This window comes from Elizabethkingia sp. YR214, assembly GCF_003058195.1.
Lineage (GTDB): Bacteria > Bacteroidota > Bacteroidia > Flavobacteriales > Weeksellaceae > Elizabethkingia.
Window position 1 is genome coordinate 18,727 of the sequence record NZ_QBUH01000009.1, and the last position, 19,893, is coordinate 38,619.

20 protein-coding genes are annotated in these 19,893 nt (G+C 36.0%); 11 read left to right on the forward strand and 9 right to left on the reverse strand.

Annotated features, from left to right (window positions below):
- From C8J95_RS15785 to C8J95_RS15795, 3 genes are all read left to right on the forward strand, one after another.
- The gene (locus tag C8J95_RS15785; RefSeq protein WP_107809700.1) at window positions 1–633 is read left to right on the forward strand and encodes a response regulator transcription factor; all 633 of its coding nucleotides are present in this window, start codon (window positions 1–3) and stop codon (window positions 631–633) included.
- A 131-nt stretch (window positions 634–764) separates the two neighbouring features.
- Window positions 765–1,214 carry a hypothetical protein gene (locus tag C8J95_RS15790; RefSeq protein ID WP_107809701.1) on the forward strand — a complete coding sequence of 150 codons (450 nt, stop codon included), beginning with the start codon at window positions 765–767 and terminating at the stop codon, window positions 1,212–1,214.
- 19 nt (window positions 1,215–1,233) lie between these two features.
- Window positions 1,234–1,665, forward strand: coding sequence for a hypothetical protein (locus C8J95_RS15795; protein WP_107809702.1), 432 nt, complete (start codon window positions 1,234–1,236; stop codon window positions 1,663–1,665).
- Window positions 1,666–1,787: 122 nt separating this feature from the next.
- Here C8J95_RS15795 and C8J95_RS15800 read toward each other — a convergent pair whose 3' ends face one another.
- From C8J95_RS15800 to C8J95_RS15840, 9 genes are all read right to left on the reverse strand, one after another.
- Window positions 1,788–2,258, reverse strand: a complete 471-nt coding sequence (locus C8J95_RS15800; protein ID WP_107809703.1) for a YdeI/OmpD-associated family protein — start codon at window positions 2,256–2,258, stop codon at window positions 1,788–1,790.
- A gap of 64 nt (window positions 2,259–2,322) precedes the next feature.
- Window positions 2,323–3,360 carry a DUF4303 domain-containing protein gene (locus tag C8J95_RS15805; protein ID WP_107809704.1) on the reverse strand — a complete coding sequence of 346 codons (1,038 nt, stop codon included), beginning with the start codon at window positions 3,358–3,360 and terminating at the stop codon, window positions 2,323–2,325.
- A 153-nt stretch (window positions 3,361–3,513) separates the two neighbouring features.
- Window positions 3,514–3,930 carry a VOC family protein gene (locus tag C8J95_RS15810; RefSeq protein WP_107809705.1) on the reverse strand — a complete coding sequence of 139 codons (417 nt, stop codon included), beginning with the start codon at window positions 3,928–3,930 and terminating at the stop codon, window positions 3,514–3,516.
- A gap of 67 nt (window positions 3,931–3,997) precedes the next feature.
- Window positions 3,998–4,570 (reverse strand): Crp/Fnr family transcriptional regulator, encoded by a 573-nt coding sequence (locus tag C8J95_RS15815; RefSeq protein ID WP_107809706.1) that lies wholly within the window; start codon window positions 4,568–4,570, stop codon window positions 3,998–4,000.
- A 210-nt stretch (window positions 4,571–4,780) separates the two neighbouring features.
- The gene (locus C8J95_RS15820) at window positions 4,781–5,440 is read right to left on the reverse strand and encodes a YggS family pyridoxal phosphate-dependent enzyme (RefSeq protein WP_107809707.1); all 660 of its coding nucleotides are present in this window, start codon (window positions 5,438–5,440) and stop codon (window positions 4,781–4,783) included.
- 9 nt (window positions 5,441–5,449) lie between these two features.
- Window positions 5,450–5,803 (reverse strand): MmcQ/YjbR family DNA-binding protein, encoded by a 354-nt coding sequence (locus tag C8J95_RS15825; RefSeq protein WP_107809708.1) that lies wholly within the window; start codon window positions 5,801–5,803, stop codon window positions 5,450–5,452.
- A gap of 113 nt (window positions 5,804–5,916) precedes the next feature.
- Complete coding sequence (locus tag C8J95_RS15830; protein WP_107809709.1) at window positions 5,917–6,597, reverse strand: NAD-dependent deacylase; 681 nt, start codon at window positions 6,595–6,597, stop codon at window positions 5,917–5,919.
- Between the two features lie 35 nt (window positions 6,598–6,632).
- Window positions 6,633–8,195, reverse strand: coding sequence for a glycoside hydrolase family 16 protein (locus C8J95_RS15835; RefSeq protein ID WP_107809710.1), 1,563 nt, complete (start codon window positions 8,193–8,195; stop codon window positions 6,633–6,635).
- Window positions 8,196–8,251: 56 nt separating this feature from the next.
- Window positions 8,252–10,018, reverse strand: coding sequence for a long-chain fatty acid--CoA ligase (locus C8J95_RS15840; RefSeq protein WP_107809711.1), 1,767 nt, complete (start codon window positions 10,016–10,018; stop codon window positions 8,252–8,254).
- 121 nt (window positions 10,019–10,139) lie between these two features.
- Here C8J95_RS15840 and C8J95_RS15845 point away from each other — a divergent pair, with 121 nt between their 5' ends.
- From C8J95_RS15845 to C8J95_RS15880, 8 genes are all read left to right on the forward strand, one after another.
- Window positions 10,140–11,279 carry an acyl-CoA dehydrogenase gene (locus C8J95_RS15845; protein ID WP_107809712.1) on the forward strand — a complete coding sequence of 380 codons (1,140 nt, stop codon included), beginning with the start codon at window positions 10,140–10,142 and terminating at the stop codon, window positions 11,277–11,279.
- A gap of 27 nt (window positions 11,280–11,306) precedes the next feature.
- The gene (locus C8J95_RS15850; RefSeq protein WP_107809713.1) at window positions 11,307–11,711 is read left to right on the forward strand and encodes a hypothetical protein; all 405 of its coding nucleotides are present in this window, start codon (window positions 11,307–11,309) and stop codon (window positions 11,709–11,711) included.
- Window positions 11,712–11,982: 271 nt separating this feature from the next.
- The gene (locus C8J95_RS15855; RefSeq protein WP_107809714.1) at window positions 11,983–13,713 is read left to right on the forward strand and encodes a cellulase family glycosylhydrolase; all 1,731 of its coding nucleotides are present in this window, start codon (window positions 11,983–11,985) and stop codon (window positions 13,711–13,713) included.
- 123 nt (window positions 13,714–13,836) lie between these two features.
- On the forward strand, window positions 13,837–14,667 hold the full coding sequence (locus tag C8J95_RS15860) for an AraC family transcriptional regulator (protein ID WP_107809715.1): 831 nt from the start codon (window positions 13,837–13,839) through the stop codon (window positions 14,665–14,667).
- A 117-nt stretch (window positions 14,668–14,784) separates the two neighbouring features.
- Window positions 14,785–16,095 carry a TolC family protein gene (locus tag C8J95_RS15865; RefSeq protein WP_107809716.1) on the forward strand — a complete coding sequence of 437 codons (1,311 nt, stop codon included), beginning with the start codon at window positions 14,785–14,787 and terminating at the stop codon, window positions 16,093–16,095.
- A gap of 48 nt (window positions 16,096–16,143) precedes the next feature.
- Window positions 16,144–17,277 carry an HlyD family secretion protein gene (locus tag C8J95_RS15870; protein WP_107809717.1) on the forward strand — a complete coding sequence of 378 codons (1,134 nt, stop codon included), beginning with the start codon at window positions 16,144–16,146 and terminating at the stop codon, window positions 17,275–17,277.
- A gap of 76 nt (window positions 17,278–17,353) precedes the next feature.
- Window positions 17,354–18,967: an MFS transporter gene (locus C8J95_RS15875; protein ID WP_185124627.1), complete on the forward strand. Its 1,614-nt coding sequence runs from the start codon at window positions 17,354–17,356 to the stop codon at window positions 18,965–18,967.
- A 100-nt stretch (window positions 18,968–19,067) separates the two neighbouring features.
- Window positions 19,068–19,775 (forward strand): bifunctional 2-polyprenyl-6-hydroxyphenol methylase/3-demethylubiquinol 3-O-methyltransferase UbiG, encoded by a 708-nt coding sequence (locus C8J95_RS15880; protein WP_107809718.1) that lies wholly within the window; start codon window positions 19,068–19,070, stop codon window positions 19,773–19,775.
- Window positions 19,776–19,893 lie beyond the last annotated feature (118 nt).

Genomic DNA, 19,893 nt, shown 5'->3' on the forward strand with positions numbered 1-19,893 from the left:
ATGAAAAGTATTATAGCAGTTGTAGACGATCATCCTATTGTTACTGAAGGCGTGAGGTCGCTTTTGGAAGAAAATAAAGCGGGTAAGGATATTATAAGTTTCACAAAAGGCAAAGATCTGCTTGTTTATCTACAACAAAAGATCATAGATATTATATTACTGGACATAATATTACCCGACCTGGATGGCATTGATCTTTGTAAAACAATAAAAGAAATCGCTCCGCAGACAATTGTTGTAGGATTCAGTAATCAGGCAGAAAGAAGTATTATTTTACAACTCTTACAAAACGGAGCTTCGGGTTATTTGTTGAAAAGCGCTTCTGCTGATGAGTTGCTTAATGGAATAAAACAGGTACTGAAAGGTGAAATTGTATTGTGTAGTGAAGCAAAAAAAGTTATGGCAGCGGCGCAATTTCCGGAACATAAAAGAAAGGTATTGCCTTCTATCACCCGTCGGGAGAAACAACTTCTTCAGTTGTTGGCAGAAGGAAAGACTACTATAACTATAGCCGATGAATTGTTTCTTAGCCGTTTTACAGTAGATACCTATCGCAAAAATCTCTTGCAAAAATTCGAAGTGAAAAACACCACAGAGCTTTTAATGCTGCTGGTGCAAGAAAAGCTCATTTAATTTTTCAGCAACCTCCTAATGTTAGGAGGTGCAAAAAGCCGATAAATAGGTATTGTATCCCCACTTATGGGGATATAATTTTGTTATGACCAATCGTAAGACCCCAGAAACTAAATAACAAAATTATCGAGATGAAAAAAACATTTTTTTTGAGTATTGCTCTTACTCTAATGAGCATCTCTCTAACACAGGCACAAAGTCTGTTTGATAAAATAGACAATATAGCCAATCAGGTGAACCGGGCTGCTAATACTACTGAAGGAGCTGCCAAAACCGGAGGAGGAATTCTTTCCTTATTTGGTAAAAAAGGGAAATCCAAAACAACAGGCAATCAAACTACTATTCTGATTTCAGGCGGAAATCTTGCTTATGTAAAAAAACTAAATACTCTTATACAGGGCATAGATGGAGTCACTGAAAGCCAAATGAAATTTAATGCTGAACAATCTGCTATAACATTATTGTATAGTGGATCTACAGAAAATCTCCTGTCTAAAATTCAAGAAAAAAGCAAGGATATAGTGAAAGATGAATATGTAACAGGAATAGAACAGGGCACATTGAATATTAAACTAAAATAAAAATTTAAAATTTACAATTATGGAAAAAAATGGAATTAAGAAACTAGTGCTTGGGGCAGCATTAGTATTAGGTACTAGTCTATTTTTTATTGGCTGTAAAAGCAGTAATGATTCAGATAATAACCCGTCTGGTAGTATAGATCCTGTTGTAGGAACTTTTAAAGGAACTATTGAAGATGGTGAAAATCCTGATATAAAATATTATAACGCCGTTGTTATAGTTAGTAAGGTAGATGATTCCCGTGTAAAGGTAACACCAAAATCGGGAGAAGCCTATTCAGGTTATACGACAAAAACCATAAAGGTTGCTAACCCTGTAGGGGCGAGTGTTGTAGGAAGTGATGAACAAGGGAGTGTAGCATATCTTATTGATACAAAATCTCTTAATGTAAGTACCGAGAAAAACTCAGCACAGGATAAAACTTACATTTTTAATGGTTCAAAGCAATAAGATTTAGGATCATATCATAAATTGAATTATACAACAAAAACAAACGATGAATCAGATTTTGTATGATGAAAAAATTTGGTCATCAGAGAGACTTTTGAAAAGTTTCTAAAAGTATCCCCGGCTTAGTACCGGGGATTTTTATCAATAATATCAATAATGACTTTTGCAATCCGTTCTGCCTTAGTTTGTTCTGATTTCGCAGCATATATCCATTCTGTGATTGTTTTCTTTTCACCATCAGTATAAGTCATAAATTGATCATATACATAAGGCTCTTCCAGAAGACAAAGCTTTAGCTCTTCAGGGGTTTCAAAGGGATTATGATCTTCATATAATACAATATGTACATAATCTCCTTCCTGTTTTTTTATTCTTTTTCTTATTTCAGCTTTTATTGGCAGGAACAAACGACCGTTTCCCATCGGTTGCAGATTATAATTTTTAATCTCATAGTCGTCAATTGTTCCGCACACTTTTACCCAACCAAACGGCGTATTCTGACCTGGTGGTATTTCAGGGAGTCTTACAAAAGTCCATCCACCTTTTCCGCTGAATTTTTCCAGAAGATATATTTTATCTGTTAAAGGAATCATACTTAGTTTTATGTCTGCAAAAGTAATATAGTAAAAAGACAACAGTATGTCAGGAATTACCAAATTAACCGTGATCCTGTAAAAATATATTTTGATGTACCCACAGTGCTTCGTCTTCCGGAGTTACTTTGTCTGTTGTACTGTCTGTTCTGCTAAAAGTTGCAGCAGGATAGTCGTATGGTAAACTTCCGTTGTAATAAGGTCCTACAATACCCAGCATCCAACCATTTTCAGCAGCCCAGTGAGGTTCGTTTATTCTGTATCTGAAAACTTCATAATGAAAATCATCATCTTCCTTGTCCGAATCGATACTTACCCGTTGCAGGTATTCCAGCTCGTCGGGAAATGCATTAAGTTCTGTAGGATAGACCAGCCAGTTTACCAGATTAGATTCGGCCGCTTTCTCAATGGTGTAAAATTCCTTTGGAAATAGATCTGTCTTATTGTATTCATCCAAAAGTTGGTAGGTAAGCTCTCGGGTAGAAGGCTTAACAACAAAAGGGTAGACGTGCTGTTCGGTAACTATTTTATCACTATCCAAAAGATTCTGAAGCTCCTGTATAGATTTGTAGGTTCCCCAGGATTTCATCCACTGATAAAATTCTGCTTTATAATGATTATCGTTTAATCGGGAAATTAGATTCCTGATATACTTACTGTTAATCTCATAATCAGAAATTGTAAAGGTTAGAAATACTTCTTTTCCGGTGATCTGTGTGAAGAAATTTTCCTGTTTTAATTTTTCCAATACTTCAACACAGGTTTCATAAAGTTTGTCCTGAAAATCTAAAAACCAATCGTCATCATCACTATGTTTGTCCAGTTCTTCTCTTAGTAAGGTACTAATTTCGTTGAATTCCTGATCTGCACCCTGCATTTCATATTTCCATTCTGCTGGTTCAAATTTGTAATAGGTGACATCGTTTGTAGGAGTCTTTTCCAGATGTTTTAGGGTATTTGCAGAAGGACAAACGGTCATAGCACCTTCATCGCTATAGAGAGCAAAGGCATAAAGGCCTTCTGATCCTGCTTTTTCATATATTTCTAAGAATGCTTTTTTAGTAGCAATTTCTATTTTGTGTTTTAGTATTTCAAAATTCATATTGATGTTTTGTAGGTAACTAAAATACAAAAAAATCAATGTGATAAAGGCAGACAGAGGGTTAATAAATAAAAGCCTTGGCAAAGCTCCAAAACTCTGACAAGACCATATACCAATACCAAAGCATTGGTGTAACATAAATTGAACTTTTGATTATATTTCCGAGTGAAGACCTATTTTATTTCCTTCAGAATCCAGTATAAATGCAATAAGTCCGGCTTTAATATTTATAACAGGGGAGATTAGTTCTCCACCTGCGGGTTGGACTTTATCCAGAACAGATTGAAGGTTGGGACTTGCATTAATGTATACTACCGTTCCGTTAGCAGATGGAGAACTGTTTTCAGACTCTGTCAATACCCCCGTTACTCTGCCGGATGTCGCTTGTATTACTTCCGGATTATAAGGGAAGAAGGTAAGGGTTTCATTCGTTTCTGCAATAAATTGAGATGTCATTTCAATATCCAGAATTGTTTCGTAAAATTTTTTCGCGCGTTGTGTATTATTTACAGGAATTTCGAACCAAGTAATAATATTCGTTTCAGAACTGATCTTTTGTAATCTTTGCATAATGTCTTTTTGTAGAGACAAATGTCAAAAATATTGAGAAGTATAACCTGTGACAATTGTCACAAAATTAGCCGGTGGTTCTCCGTTTGCGTATTCTGCTGAGGGTTTCTCTTGCAACTCCCAGAAAAGATGCTAGCTGAGAGAGTGAAATTCTCTGCACCATTTCAGGATGCTTTTGTTCAATATATTCCAGGCGTTCTTGTGCAGAATATAGTTGGAATAGGGTAGCAAATTTTTCCTGCTTGGTAGCGATTAATCGGACACAGTGCCTCCCCAGATTTTCTATTTCCCGACATTCCTGTGCTGCCTGATAAAGTTTGGCTTTATCAAAGACAATAACCGTTAGTGGTTCTCCTGCAATAATATTATATGCTGATATCTGACCATTGCCAAAACTGTCAATATTGGTTGCAATCTCGTTTTCAAAGAAAAACTCGGTGTTTTTGTCTACACCGTTGATGTCATAAAAGCTTCTGCAATAGCCTTTTTCAATATAGAATAATGAAGTACAGGTTTGTCCTTCCTGTAATAATAATTCGTTTTTACGGAACTTTTTTGCCGTTAGCGCGGGCTGGAGTATCTCCCAACTTTCATCTGAAAATTCGGTAAGGGAGCGGATAAATTCCAAAAGACTATTCATGTTCAGACTTTTCTTAGTACTAAGTTTATGTTCAACCCTTATTTTTCAGTGCATTTTCTCACAAAATATATCTTGTAAGAAAATGCATTTTCTTTATGAAGAGCCTGTTTAAGTTTTATGATTGATATTCTTTTATAGTCTAGCCAGACTGAGCTGAGTTTATAGAGAGCATGACGAGCTATCGAAGCCTTTAGAATATCGAAGCAGGTTCTAAATATTATAATCTCTTGCTCCGAAAATAGAAGAACCTATTCTTACAGAAGTAGAGCCACATTCAATAGCCAACTGATAATCACCACTCATTCCCATAGATAGAGTTTCCAGTTTTTTCTGAATAGAAAGCTGGTCAAAAAGTCTTTTCAGAAATAGAAACTCTCTTTTGGTTTGTTCTGTATCATCTGTAAAAGTCCCGATTCCCATAAGGCCAGTGATTTCTATATTTTCAAAATGCCCTTGGATATATTTCAAAAAAAGCTCTTTGGTTTCTGAAACTTCCATTCCGGTTTTTGAATCTTCTTCCGCTATTTTTACCTGAAGAAGAACCTTGATTTTACGATTGTGCTTTGCGGCCTGCTTATTAATTTCTTCTAAAAGCTTTTCAGAATCTACACTTTCAATAGTATCTACGAACTCTGCAACGTACTTTACTTTATTGCTTTGCAAATGTCCGATCAGGTGCCATTGGATATCATTAGGAAGTACAGGTTGTTTGGCAACCATTTCCTGAACTTTATTTTCTCCGAAAACCCTTTGTCCAAGATTGTAAACCTCCTGGATAGCCTCAGCAGGATGGGTTTTGGATACTGCAACCAGTTTCACATTTGTAGGTAAAGATTGTATAATTTCTTCGTAGTTTTTCTGTATAGACATGTTGGGTATTTATAATGAAAATTCTTCTCTTTTTTTCTTAGGTAAACCTTTTACTACCTGGTCGTAGGAATGCTGAATAAGTTCTTTTAGAAATTTTTCAGGAAGTTTTCCTTCAAAATTTACAGTATTCCAGTGGTTTTTATTCATGTGATAGCCAGGCTGGATATCGTCATACTCTTCCCGAAGATCAATGATAAGTTCCGAATCATATTTCAGATTAACAGTGAAATTGGGACGGTCTAATCCACATAAAGCGAACACTTTATCAGCTACCTTAAATACAAGTGTATGCGGTCCGAAAGGAAAGTCTTCAGTCACTGCTTTCATCTGCAGGCAATATTCTCTAAAAGTTTCTATGTCCATGGGAAAGAGATTTGATAATCAAAATTACCGAAATATAAAGGTATAAAGCAAATTGAATCTAAAAAGAGATTTAGTTTATTAAGAAGAAATATAAAAGCTTCACAGTATTTTATTTATTTTCCATATATGGCTTTTTGGAATAATTTCATGCCCTCTGTAGCCGAAGTTTTAAAGAATTTTTTCTCATCAGTAACATTCTGACTAAGGTGAGGATCGATTACAAATATTTCACAGCCTGCCGGGACATAGTGGAGTAGCGATGCTGCAGGATATACCTGTAAGCTTGTACCTATTACAAGCAGAATATCGGCTGCAGAAGCTATAGTTGCTGCATTTTCCATTTCCGGAACCATCTCGCCAAACCATACAATATGCGGACGAAGCTGAATTCCGTTTTCATCCAGATCGCCAAGGTTCAGATCGTTTTCCCAAGGAATAATACTTTCCTCATCATTTACAGGTCTTGCTTTCTTTAGTTCTCCATGTAGATGAATAATGTTTTTGGATCCGGCTCTTTCGTGAAGGTCATCCACATTCTGTGTTATAATATGTACATCAAAATCCTGTTGAAGTTCAGCCAGGATATTATGAGCCTCATTTGGTAGGACTTCACTAAGCTGACGCCTGCGCAGATTGTAAAACTCTAGTACAAGTTCCGGATTTCGGGCAAAACCTTCCGGGCTTGCTACATCTTCAATTTTATGATTTTCCCAAAGTCCGTTAGAGTCCCTGAAAGTTTTAATACCACTTTCAGCGCTAATGCCGGCACCGGAGAGAACAACTATTTTTTTCATAAGAAATTTTAAAAGTCTGTGAGATTTAGTTATAATTATTTAATTTTTTTAACTGTAATATCATCTAATAATACGGCTGAATTGCCTGAGTTTTTTACAGAAATACGTATTGTTTTCATATTGTAGGCCTGGTCTTTTCCTGTAATGAATTCCAGATGTTGTTTAGAATAATTGTTTTGTCCCGTAAACTCCAGAGTTTTAATAGGGGACAATGCTCCAGTAACAGGTGCTACATCCTCTACACTAATGATTCCTTTATTTTTTGAGGAAAATTCTAATCGATAAGCAGTTTCTGGCATTAAATAAACATATTGTTCAATATTTTCTCCAGGATTTAGTAAAGCTGCTGTACTGTTTTTAATACCTTTTTGTGGGACTAAAGTAGCATTTCCTTCCCATGGAAGAAGACTTCCGCTATCTTCAAAACCCGGATTCGGGAGTTCGTTTCCTTTTTCCAGAGGCCAGTTGTAAGCCCGGATATAGTCAACATCCATATTTACATTTCCTTTAGAGCTATAACTTCCCAGAAATACATTCATAAAATGATTAGGCGAGTAGATCTGATGCTTGTCTGTGTAAGCTTTAATAAGTTTTCCGTTAATATAATGTTTAATACTTGTAGGTGTCCATAGGATGCCGTGTGTTACCCACTTGTTTATATGATCAATTCCCTCAGCTATATGAGTAGCCAGATTGCGCTGAAAAACGCCTTTTTGGTCTACATGACCGTGTAGAACAAACTGAGCATTAAGATACTCGAATACATCTATCTCAAATAATTGTCCTTTAGGTCTTATGCCTTTGGTACTGTTCAGATTAGTTCCCTGCTCCAGATAGTATCGCAGATCCGGACCCGGAGAATCGAACCAGAATGCAGTATTAATCCCTTCCGGATTTCCACTACTGTTTCGTCTTACTTTTACTTCAAAGTAACCGCCACGGCTATTATCCAGAAGGTTTTCATTTTTTTTCCAGTCGTAGGTTTGTATTGAAGAAATCTTTTGACCCCCGCTTGGGCTATAAGACCGCTTTGGAAGAGAATCGCTGACATATAAATTGATAAACTTACCATTGAGGTTATATGCAGGCTGTTGAAGCTGATCGGCCAGCATTTCCTGTTTGGAGGCTTCGGAAGTATAGTTGAGAGACGAAAAGTAATTTGTTGTCCATTTATTTTTGTTCAATAACTTATCATTGAATTCATCCTGCCAGAAAATTTTCATGCCTTGAGGAACTGCCTCGGAACTCGGGTTATTCTTTAGTTCATTCAACTCCGAAGTATCCAATGTCCATTGTCGTGAAGTTTTTACAATTTGCTTTTGTAATCCCTGTGGGGTTTCTGCCCATACATAATAGGTAGTTTCTGGTTTTACATTTTGTATATAGAAAGCTTCGCTATTATTGATTGTGGCATTGGGTGAGGCTGGTTTTGTATTTTCTGCAGACCAGTAAAGTTTGTAGCCTGTATTCTGCTGCATTGGAAGGTTTACCCGTATCCAGCTTCTTGTTCCCAGTAGCTGCAATGTATTTTCCGATTTTGTATACTGAGCAAATATGCTTCCGGTTGAGAAGCACAATAATAAGATCGTTTTTTTCATGGTATAGTTTTGATAAAATAAAAGCCGAAAAATTTTTCGGCTTTTATTTTGTTTATTTAATGTTCGTAGATTTTGTTGTATAAATCTATGAACTTTTCTTTAATTATTTTACGTTTCAACTTTAGAGTAGGTGTTAGCAGACCCTCATCTATACTCCATACAATTGGAGTGAGCTCAAATTTCTTAATCTGTTCCCATTTTCCGAGATGTTTGTTTAGTGCTTCTATTTCCTGTCCTATACGCTGTTTCACATCTTCATTAGCAGCAATTTCTTCGTTGGTCGAGCCAATGTTTAATCCTTTTCTTTCAGCCCATGCTTTTATGAACAAAAAATCTGGTTGAATAAAGGCAGCCGGCATTTTTTCACCATCACCAATAACCATAATCTGTTCAATAAATTTAGAGGCTTTTGCACTGTTTTCTATTACCTGAGGTGCAATATATTTACCACCTGAAGTTTTGAACATTTCTTTTTTACGGTCGGTAATTTTTAGGAATCCTTCATCGTCAATAAATCCGATATCACCTGTTTTAAAGTATCCGTCCTCGGTAAAAGCTTCTTTAGTTTTTTCCTCATCCATGTAATAACCCTTGAATACAGAAGTTCCTTTTACCAGAATTTCTCCATCCTCAGCAATTTTTACCTCGGCATTTTCGATAGGCCATCCTACGGTACCAAATTTTCTGTGTTTGAAACTGTTTACTGCAATTACCGGTGATGTTTCTGTTAATCCGTAACCCTCCAGAATTGGAATACCTGCACCGTGGAAAATTCTGTTTAATCTAGGTGACAAAGCTGCAGAACCAGAAACCAGTGCTACGATGTTACCACCAAGACCTTCTCTCCATTTTGTAAAGACCAGTTTGTCTGCGATCCATCCTTTTATACCTAGATTTTTTCCAAGATCATAATCTTCAACGAGTGACAAAGCCCAAAGGAAGATTTTAGTTTTCATACCACCAGCAGAAGCTCCCGTATTATAGATTTTGTCGTATACTTTTTCCACCAAACGAGGTACTACAGTCATAAACTGAGGTTTTACCTCTTTTAGATTATCTCCAACTTTATCTATGCTTTCTGCAAAGTAGATAGAGTAACCATTATGCTGATAAAGGTATAATAACATTCTTTCGAACACGTGACACAAAGGCAGGAAGCTAAGGCACTTCATTTCTCTGTAGTCCAGTTTTACTTCCGGAATTCGAGGATTAGAATTCAATACATTGGATACAATATTTTCGTGAGTAAGGGCTACGCCCTTAGGACGTCCGGTTGTTCCGGAAGTATAGATCAGTGTAGCAATATCATCTGTCTTAATGGTATTGGCAATATCTTCAATCTCAGATTGTGTACTGTCATCCTCACCCAGGTCCAGAATTTCCTTCCAGTTTGGTGCACCTTTTACATCATCAAATGCAAATACCCCCATCAGACTGGATATCTTTGGTTGTACAGAAACCAGTTTGTTATATAACTCTTTATCGGAAACAAAGCAGTATTTTATTTCAGCATTGTTAAAGATGTATTCATAATCTTCTTCACTGATAGTAGGGTATACAGGTACACTGATTACTCCGATCTGGGACATTCCGATATCCATTATAGCCCACTCTGTACGGTTATTATGAGAAATAAGTCCAATTTTATCTCCGGGTTTAATTCCCAGTTTAATTAGACCTCTTGATATTTTGTTTGCCTGAGTGATATATTGTAACGTAGAGGTTTTTACCCATTCGCCATTTTTTTTTGTGGCAAAGGCATCCTCTTTTGGATATTTTTCTAATGCTTTATGAGCAAAGTCAAAAATTCTTTTTGCGGACATATTGAAATTACTTTAAGGTGAGTTTCGTAAAGATAAAATATTTATTCTTTCTATCAAAAATAAAAATCTTTTTCGGATTTTTAAAAAATTGTATTTTTACGAAAAATAACTTAATAATAATATGGACTTTAATTTATCAGAAGAGCAACTGATGATTCAGCAGGCAGCAAGGGATTTTGCACAGAACGAACTTTTACCTGGGGTAATTGAAAGAGATGATCAGCAAAAATTTCCGGCCGAGCAGGTAAAGAAAATGGGTGAAATGGGCTTCCTGGGTATGATGGTAGATCCTAAATACGGAGGTGCAGGAATGGACAGTGTTTCTTATGTATTAGCAATGGAAGAGATCTCTAAGATTGATGCTTCCGCAGCTGTTGTAATGTCGGTAAATAACTCTTTGGTATGCGCAGGACTAGAGCGCTTCGCAAGTGAAGAACAAAAAGTAAAGTACCTTACACCTTTAGCAAAAGGAGAGGTGATTGGTGCTTTTGCTTTATCTGAGCCTGAAGCAGGATCTGACGCTACATCACAAAGTACTACTGCAGAAGATAAAGGAGATTACTATTTACTAAACGGTACTAAGAACTGGATTACCAATGGTAATAATGCTACTTATTACATTGTAATTGCACAAACTCACCCGGAAAAAGGACATAAAGGCATCAACGCTTTTATCGTAGAAAAAGGATGGGAAGGTTTTATAGTAGGTAAAAAAGAAGATAAGTTAGGAATCAGAGGAAGTGATACACATTCTTTGATGTTTACTGATGTAAAGGTTCCTAAAGAAAACAGAATCGGTGAAGACGGATTTGGTTTCAAATTCGCAATGGCAGTATTGAATGGAGGTAGGATTGGTATTGCTTCTCAGGCTTTGGGTATTGCTTCCGGAGCTTACGAACTAGCCTTGAAGTATGCTAAAGAAAGAAAAGCTTTTGGAACTGAAATTATCAATCACCAGGCAGTTGCTTTCAAATTGGCAGATATGCATGTGAATATTACTGCTGCAAGAATGCTATGCTTTAAGGCAGCAGTAGAAAAAGATGCTGGAAAAGATATCTCTGAAAGTGGTGCTATGGCAAAATTATTCGCATCTAAAACAGCTATGGATACAACGATTGAAGCAGTACAGATTCATGGTGGATACGGTTATGTAAAAGAGTACCACGTAGAACGTATGATGCGTGATGCTAAGATCACTCAGATTTATGAAGGAACTTCTGAAATTCAGAAAATCGTAATTTCCAGAGCGATTTCTAAATAATTAAATAAAACACTAAATTCTGCAATTATGTCTGAAACAATCTATGAAAAAAAGAAAAGTGGCTTCGGAAAAGTTATTTTCTGGGTCGTTCTGGTTTTACTTTTGATTTTTGGAGGATGGTTTTACTATAAATACTACTTTGTTTTTGGAGAAGGTGTAAAATCCGGAACTCTTAATTATGTAGTAAAAAAAGGAAATATTTTCAAAACCTATGAAGGGAAAATTATTCAGGATGGTTTCGGCAAAGTTAAAACCGGAAGCGGAATTAGTAGTTATGAATTTGAATTTTCGGTAGAGGATGAAGCCGTTTTTAAACAACTGGAAACCAATAGCGGAAAATATTTTGATCTGCATTATAAAGAGTATCACGGTGTTCTTCCCTGGAGAGGTAATACAGTATATATTGTAGACAAAGTAATCAATACAAAATAAAATAAAATTAAAGCTCCCGAAATTTTCGGGAGCTTTTTGTTTGTAATCTTATTTAGTATTAAGGTTTGTTGCATTGCGAATAATCTACATCAAAAGTGTAATTTTTATCACTTAACTTTTTAGTATTAGTATCACTTCTGGGATTTGGTTTATAAAAGAACATAGTTATTTTATAATTTTTCAGAAAGTTTTTATTTTTATTTAATATCTTTGGTTAGATAATAATTCGATTTCTAAAAAATAATCATCAAATTTTAAAAATATTTCCGCTATGAAAAGAGTAATACTTGCGTCCTGTTTTTTATTGTCTCAATTTGGGACATCTCAATTATTGAAAACTGAAGGTCAGAAAATAGTAAATGACAAAGGAGAGAACGTTTTACTAAGAGGTTTAGGATTAGGAGGATGGATGCTACAGGAAGGTTATATGCTGAAGACAGCAGATTTTGCAGGTCCACAGTATCAAATAAAGAATAAAATAGCAGAGCTTGCAGGAGAAGAAGGTATGCATGCATTTTATAAAAAGTATCTGGAAAACGGAATTACTAAAAAAGATATAGATGCACTGAAATCCTGGGGATTCAATTCTGTGAGACTGCCCATGCATTACAATCTTTATACTTTGCCTATAGAGAACGAAAAGGTTAAAGGACAGGATACATGGCTGGAAGAAGGTTTTCGTATGACCGATGATTTGTTGAAGTGGTGTGCAGAAAACAAAATGTATCTTTTTCTGGATATGCATGCTTTACCTGGTGGACAAGGAAATGATGTAAATATATCGGATAATGACAAATCGAAACCGTCTCTATGGGAAAGTGAAGAAAACAGAAGAAAGTCTGTTGCACTATGGAAGAAACTTGCAGAACGTTACAAGGACAGTCCGTGGATCGGTGGATATGATATTATCAATGAACCTAACTATGGATTTACAGGAAAGAATCTTAATGGATGTGATGAAGAATCTAATGCACCACTGAGAAAATTTATGGTAGATGTAACCAAAGCTATCCGTGAAGTGGATCAGAAACACGTGATTATAATAGAGGGTAATTGTTGGGGAAATAACTACAAAGGAATTTTCCCGCTATGGGATAGCAATATGGTACTGAGCTTTCATAAATACTGGAATAAAAATGACCAGAACTCTATCAAGCAAATACTGGACTACCGTAATCAGTACAATGTACCTATTTGGTTAGGAGAGAGTGGCGAGAATTCCAATGTATGGTTTACGGAAGCCATAAGCCTTATGGAAAATAATAATATCGGATGGGCTTTCTGGCCAATGAAAAAAATTGACAATATTGCCGGAGTAGCCAATGTTAAGATAACACCGGAGTATGAAAAATTATTACAATACTGGAAAAATGGTGGCGAGAAACCTTCTAAGGAATTTGCATCTAAAGCACTGATGCAGATAGCAAACAATTACAAATTCGAAAATACAGAAGTTAAAAAAGATGTAATAGATGCAATGTTCCGGCAAATAAAAAGCAATGAGGTGCTTCCGTTTGCAATACATAAAATACCGGGGAGAATCTTTGCTACCGAATATGATCTGGGAAGAATTGGCGTTGCCTATTATGATAAAGATGCAATTAATTATCGTATAGATACTGGTGAGCAAGTCAACTGGAACTCCGGAGATAAGATGAGAAATGATGGTGTAGATATATACAGCAATAAGGACAAAATTTCCAATGGCTATTATGTAGGAAAGATTGAGGATGGAGAATGGTTAAGCTTTACTTTGCAAAACGCAAAAGTAGGTACTTATAATCTGGAAATTCGTTATGCCAATGCTGGTAAAACAGGTACGTTATCGATAATAGATGTTAATGGGCAAAAAATAGCTGAGGCACAATTACCAGGAACAGGAGGAGATCAGGTTTGGAAAACAACAGTTATAAAAAATGTAAAGATTACTAAAGGAACCGACAGAATAAAACTTCATTTTGATAAAGGCGGGTTTAATCTGAATTATATAGATTTTAAATAAAAATACAGACCACTATCTATACCCATTTATACCAACCACAAAAGGATTATTTCTTTTGTGGTTATTTTTTATTTATAAAAAAATAGCGGATCATAATTTCTTATTTTTGCTAAAAACAAGATAATGGAATTTAATGCCTTAAAAATCTTCACAGAACAGAATCTTTACGACAGTCTGACGATGGGGCATCCATACCATCCCAATAACCCATTGTTTTTGTTTCTGAAGAAAGGGAAAATGGTAATCAAAGAACAGATTAATGTTTTTGAAATCATTGAAAATACCATTATCCTTATAGATTCCCGCTCAGTATACGAAATTATGGAAGTGAGTGATGAGCTGGAAGTAAAAGTTCTTACTTATCAGCGTTCATTTATCAGTAAAATAGGACTGAAATTCAACAGACTGAATATTTACCATAATATAAGAATGGAACTCAGGAGAGGTTATACATTTACCGACAGAGAATTTGAGGTTTTCTGGGATATACTGAAGGGTATAGACTATTTTTTGGATGAAATAGATGATCTTGAATACGCTGTTGAAAGTATTGAGAGTCTTTTTAGTGCATTTATTTATAATGTGTCCAGTTTTGTTATGCGCAACCGGAAGAATACCAAAGGTATGATGACACGTAATCAGGAAATTGTTCTGGACTTTATAGGCTTGGTAGGAGAGAATTATCTTAGCCAGAAAAGCGTAGAGTTCTATGCGCAGACTATGATGCTGTCTACACGCCACTTATCTTCAGTTATTAAAGCTGAAACCGGCAAAACAGCCGGACAAATGATTAATGAATTCATAATAAATGAGGCAAAAGCTTTGTTAGCTTCTACTTTAAAGCCTGTTAATGAGATTTCTAACCGACTAAATTTTAGTGATCAATATTCTTTCAGTCATTTCTTTAAAAAGCATCAGGGGGTAAGTCCTACAGAGTATCGAAACCAGTTTTAGTTAGGTAATCTTACTTTTGAACATCTTTATCTTTTCTTTAAGCATTACCTTGGGCATAATTTCAGCGTAAATTTGCATTGTAAATCTGATTTCTGAGATTTACGAAAAGCAAGGAAAATGAAAAACAAAGTTATAAAATATGCAATAGCAGTAACGCTTTTGTACAGTAGCCTTTTTGCTGCACAAGAAGTAAGAAGTATGACTGCAGATGAGGTGATGACTCTGGCATTACAAAATCATCAACAACTTAGATTATCCGAAAAAAACATTGATATCTCAAAACAACAGACAGTTGTTGCCAAATTACAGAAGCTGCCCACTGTTACCGCTTCTACAAGTCAGTTTTATTTAGGAAATGCACTCATAATAGACAAAGATTTTTCTAACTCTACTAATGTTGCTATGCCGCATTACGGAAGTTCTTATGGAGTACAGGCAAGCCAGCTGATTTTTAAAGGCGGACTTGTAAAGAAGTCTATTGAAATGGCAGGTTTGCGTGAGCAGCTTGCAGCACTGGATCTGGAAAAGAATCAACAGGATGTGAAATTCCTTGTATTGTCAAATTATCTGGATGTTTACAAATTAAAAAATCAGGAACAGATTTTTCAGAACAACAAAAAACTTGCTCAGGAAAGACTAAAGAATATTCAGAAGTTCAACCAACAGGGAATGGTGACCAGAAATGAAGTTATCCGTGGCGAACTGGCTATAAAAAGCTTGGATCAGGGTATCCTTACGCTGACCAATAACAAAAAGATCCTTAATTATAATCTGGATGTTGCTCTGGGACTCCCTCAGGACACCGAGATTAACCCAACGGAAAGACTTGAAGGGAAAGAATTGGTTAAAGGAACCGATTATTATATTGAGCAGGCATACCAGAACAATCCACAGCTAAAGTCAGCAAATACCAATATTGCTGTAGCAGAAAAAAATATTGAGATTATCAATACTGATAAAATGCCTACACTGTCTGGGTTTGGTGGTTACAATATGCAGCGTCCTATTACAACCAGAACACCAGTCTTGGATATGTATTCCAATAGCTGGCAGGCAGGAATCTCTCTAAGCTATAACATAGATAATCTATACAAGACCAAAGAACGTCTGAAAGTAGGAGAGTTACAGAAATCACAGGCACAGGATGCACTAACGCTTACCAGACAGAATATAGATATGACTGTAAATGCAGCTTATATAAAGTATCAGGAATCTATTGACCAGGCAAAGCTGATGGATGATGCCCAAAAACTGGCAGAGGAAAACTATAAAATTACAGAAGCTAAATATTTTAATCAGTTAGCTGTACAGGCCGAAATGATAGATGCACAGAATCAGAAGCTACAGGCAGAACTGGATTTTGTAACTGCAGAGATCAATGTATTATACCAATATTATAATCTTCTGAAATCTACAGGAAATCTGTAAAATCTACTTTTCAACTGATAATTATTAATAAAGAATAACAAGGATATAATGGAAAACAACGATAACGTACAACAAGAAAAACAAACCCAGGAGACAGGTACAAAAGTACAAATGTCAACAGGGATTGAGGCTAAAAAGAAAGCCAACAGAAAAAATAAAATAAAAAACAGAATAGCAAATACCATTGTATTTGTTATCCTTATCGGAGGCTTCTATTGGCTGATCAGAGAATATTTTCATATCGGAGACAAAGACTATACAGAAGCTGCACAGGTTGAAGAGTTCATTAACCCTGTAAATACACGTGTTGCCGGATATATTAAAGAAATTAAATTCATAGAACACCAACAGGTAAAGAAAGGTGATACGCTGCTGATACTGGATGACAGAGAAATACAGACACAATTGGGACAAGCTGAAGCAGCATATCAGAATGCTTTAGCGCAAAGAAGCGCCACAAGCTCTTCGGTAAATACAGTTTCTAATAATGTAAATGTAATGGAATCTAATATTGCAGGAGCAAAAGCACGACTATGGAATGCTGAACAAAACCTGAACAGATACAAAAACTTGCTGGCTGCAGAAGCTGTAACCCGACAACAATATGATCAGGTAAAAACAGAATATGATGCACAAAAAGCAGCATACGAAACCTTGGTGAACCAGAAGCAATCTGCAAATCTCTCTACTACAGAAGTGAAATCCAAATTAGGAATTAACGATGCAGAAATTAAGAGAACAAAGGCAGCTCTGGATATGGCTAAACTAAATCTTAGTTATACCGTGATTACAGCGCCTTATGACGGTGTAATGGGAAGAAGAGCTATATCGGATGGTCAGTTGGTACAGGCAGGTCAGCAGATCGCTACAATTGTCCTTAATGGTCAGAAATGGGTAACTGCAAATTTTCTGGAAAGTCAGATGCCTAAAATTGCTGTAGGAAAGAAAATAATGATGACAGCAGATGCATTGGGTGGACAGAAATTTGAAGGAGAGGTAACAGCTATTTCTGCGGCTACAGGTTCCAGATATTCCAGTGTTCCAACAGATAACTCTACAGGTAACTTTATTAAAGTTCAGCAGAGAATTCCGGTAAGAATAGAATTTACCTCTAGCAATGAGCAGCAAAAGCTTAATCAGCTTCGCGCCGGGATGAACATGATTATTAAACTGAAAGACTAATCTTATTACAAAAGTGAAGATGAGGTGTTGATTCTCATAAGTAGATCAATAAGCATCATTCACAACTAAATATAAAATGTATAATAAAGGACTATTTGCCAACTGGGTTCCGAAACCTCTACAATTGCTCCTTATAGCAATATTTTCGGCCTTCACAATGTCGTTGAACGGAGTGAATACCGGAAATATTACCTATATGTACAGCAGTATGGGAAGTATGACAGAGTATTTCTCCATGGCTAATTATGCAACCACAATCGGAATGGGGGCAGTAATGCCTCTTGTAATGCGTTTCAAATTTAGATTTAAAGTAAGAGACAAATTGACATTTGCATTTGTTTTTATTGCTGCTTTAAGTCTGTTGAGCGCAACAACGAATCAGCCAGAACTCATTGTTTTTACTGCATTTCTCGTAGGGTTTATGAAAATGTTTGTGATGATTGAGTTCTTTCTGCCGCTGATGATGATTCTGAGCCCGGACGGAAACAGAGGAAAGTTTTACTCTATATTTTATCCGTTTGCTATTATTGTGAGTCAGGTTATTAATTATATTTCTGTAGATATATCATTCAGATACAACTGGGAACATTTTTATATACTTACAGCTACAGGAGCTATATCCATGGCTATATTGTGCTGGATTTTCATGCACAACCAGTATTTTTCTGTAAAAATGCCGTTATATTATATCGACTGGATGAGTGTATTATTATTTGCAGCAACCTTCCTGTTTTCTTGTTATGTATTTTCATTTGGAAAACAACAGGACTGGTTGAATTCATCTAAGATAATAGATGCCAGTATTGCCGCATTTGCATGCTTTGTCATGCTGGCATTCAGACAGACAACACTAAAGAGACCTTATATATCTTTTAAAATTTTCAAAAGAAAAAATGTATATAGTGGACTGCTAATGCTTCTGATGCTCGGAATGTTTCTGGCAACCGGAACAATGCAGAATATATTTGCTGTAAGTATATTGGGGTACGATTTAGTAACCAATGCGGAGCTTAATCTATGGATGATTCCAGGAATGGTAGCTTCAGGAGCTATGGGGCTTATGTGGTTTAAACAAAACAGAAATATAAAATTCTTTGTATTATCTGGTTTTGCAGCATTAGTTGCTTATTGTATCATCATGTATTTCTCTATGGTTCCGGAGATGAACTTCGAAAGGTGGTACCTGCCGATGATTTTAAAGGGTTATGGTATGTGTAGTCTATATATCACTATTTGGTTTTATATGATGGATAAGCTTGATATCAATGATATGATGGCTGCTATTGGATTGGCGCTTGTATGGAGGTCCTTTATCGCTGTTGCTGTCTTTACAGCTTTATTTTCATGGTTTCAATACGATTTTCAGGTAAATAGTCTTGGTGATATGGCAGTTTATCTGGATGGGATAAATCTAAGCCAGCCAACAGCAATGCAAAACCTGAAAATATTTCAGATAAATGCTATTCTGGCTGCAAATAAAAAAATGTTTGGGTATATAATTATCGCCGGAATTGGAGTGATGATTTATGTATTACAACATGGTTTTGGTAAAGAAAGATTTACTTCCTACAAACGCTATGTACGTCTGATCAAAGGAAGAGGATTAATAGCACAACGACGACGAAGAGAACAGCTTATTCTGGAAAGAAGTGCTGAAGGCATAAAAGATGCAGCAGGATCTGCATTTTAGAAAAAAAATCCTTGTTTTTCATGTGAATCCCCAACGCTTCATTGCTGAGGGGATTCTTTTTTTGTAGTTTTGAGGTCTGAACTGATATTAGATTAGAAGCATGAAAGATTTGATGGGAAAGGCAATCTGGGATTATTTTCATAATCAGAATCCTGAAGATTTGCAGACAGAAACCTCTATTTCGGAATTAGATGACTTACCGATTGCTTATTTGTTTCGTGATTTTGATGAAATGAATGATCTGGAGCAGGCTGCTTTAGAATTGGCAACAGGGAAAACACTGGATGTAGGAGCGGGAGCTGGCTCACATAGCCTGTATCTTCAGGATGAAAGGAGAATGAATGTAACAGCATTGGATATTTCCCCAAAATCTGTTGAGGTTTGCAAAGAAAGAGGTATTAGCAAGGCAGTATGTAAATCTGTTTTGGACTTTTCAGGTGAAAAGTTTGATACTATCTTGATGCTGATGAACGGCACCGGAATTTTCGAGAGTTTGGCAAAGATTGATGTCTATCTTCAGAAACTAAAAACTTTGCTTAATGATGGAGGACAAATCCTAATTGACAGTACAGATATTTTGTATATGTTCGACAGAGATGATGACGGTGGTGTTTACATTCCTGCAGGAGGTTATTATGGCGAACTAGGATATACCGTTCATTATAAAGGGGAATCCGAAGAGCCTATTACCTGGTTATATTTGGATTTTAATACCCTGAAAAATGCTGCAGAGCACAATGGCTTTTCTGTAGAAAAAGTTTTGCAGGATGAAGATTCTTTCCTGGCAAGGCTGACGATTGAAAAATAATACCAGCTTATATGTAAAGTAACATTTTGTCAGGTGCTTCGACAGAGAAAGTGTGAGAGTAGTGTCTATTGAATTATAATAATAAACCCTCATAGGTATTCAGAACTTATGAGGGTTT

Excerpts from the sequence above, each read along its gene's own strand:
- C8J95_RS15785 (WP_107809700.1), top strand. The coding sequence starts at position 1 with ATGAAAAGTATTATAGCAGTTGTAGACGATCATCCTATTGTTACTGAA.
- C8J95_RS15790 (WP_107809701.1), top strand. The coding sequence starts at position 765 with ATGAAAAAAACATTTTTTTTGAGTATTGCTCTTACTCTAATGAGCATC.
- C8J95_RS15795 (WP_107809702.1), top strand. The coding sequence starts at position 1,234 with ATGGAAAAAAATGGAATTAAGAAACTAGTGCTTGGGGCAGCATTAGTA.
- C8J95_RS15800 (WP_107809703.1), bottom strand. The coding sequence starts at position 2,258 with ATGATTCCTTTAACAGATAAAATATATCTTCTGGAAAAATTCAGCGGA.
- C8J95_RS15805 (WP_107809704.1), bottom strand. The coding sequence starts at position 3,360 with ATGAATTTTGAAATACTAAAACACAAAATAGAAATTGCTACTAAAAAA.
- C8J95_RS15810 (WP_107809705.1), bottom strand. The coding sequence starts at position 3,930 with ATGCAAAGATTACAAAAGATCAGTTCTGAAACGAATATTATTACTTGG.
- C8J95_RS15815 (WP_107809706.1), bottom strand. The coding sequence starts at position 4,570 with ATGAATAGTCTTTTGGAATTTATCCGCTCCCTTACCGAATTTTCAGAT.
- C8J95_RS15820 (WP_107809707.1), bottom strand. The coding sequence starts at position 5,440 with ATGTCTATACAGAAAAACTACGAAGAAATTATACAATCTTTACCTACA.
- C8J95_RS15825 (WP_107809708.1), bottom strand. The coding sequence starts at position 5,803 with ATGGACATAGAAACTTTTAGAGAATATTGCCTGCAGATGAAAGCAGTG.
- C8J95_RS15830 (WP_107809709.1), bottom strand. The coding sequence starts at position 6,597 with ATGAAAAAAATAGTTGTTCTCTCCGGTGCCGGCATTAGCGCTGAAAGT.
- C8J95_RS15835 (WP_107809710.1), bottom strand. The coding sequence starts at position 8,195 with ATGAAAAAAACGATCTTATTATTGTGCTTCTCAACCGGAAGCATATTT.
- C8J95_RS15840 (WP_107809711.1), bottom strand. The coding sequence starts at position 10,018 with ATGTCCGCAAAAAGAATTTTTGACTTTGCTCATAAAGCATTAGAAAAA.
- C8J95_RS15845 (WP_107809712.1), top strand. The coding sequence starts at position 10,140 with ATGGACTTTAATTTATCAGAAGAGCAACTGATGATTCAGCAGGCAGCA.
- C8J95_RS15850 (WP_107809713.1), top strand. The coding sequence starts at position 11,307 with ATGTCTGAAACAATCTATGAAAAAAAGAAAAGTGGCTTCGGAAAAGTT.
- C8J95_RS15855 (WP_107809714.1), top strand. The coding sequence starts at position 11,983 with ATGAAAAGAGTAATACTTGCGTCCTGTTTTTTATTGTCTCAATTTGGG.
- C8J95_RS15860 (WP_107809715.1), top strand. The coding sequence starts at position 13,837 with ATGGAATTTAATGCCTTAAAAATCTTCACAGAACAGAATCTTTACGAC.
- C8J95_RS15865 (WP_107809716.1), top strand. The coding sequence starts at position 14,785 with ATGAAAAACAAAGTTATAAAATATGCAATAGCAGTAACGCTTTTGTAC.
- C8J95_RS15870 (WP_107809717.1), top strand. The coding sequence starts at position 16,144 with ATGGAAAACAACGATAACGTACAACAAGAAAAACAAACCCAGGAGACA.
- C8J95_RS15875 (WP_185124627.1), top strand. The coding sequence starts at position 17,354 with ATGTATAATAAAGGACTATTTGCCAACTGGGTTCCGAAACCTCTACAA.
- C8J95_RS15880 (WP_107809718.1), top strand. The coding sequence starts at position 19,068 with ATGAAAGATTTGATGGGAAAGGCAATCTGGGATTATTTTCATAATCAG.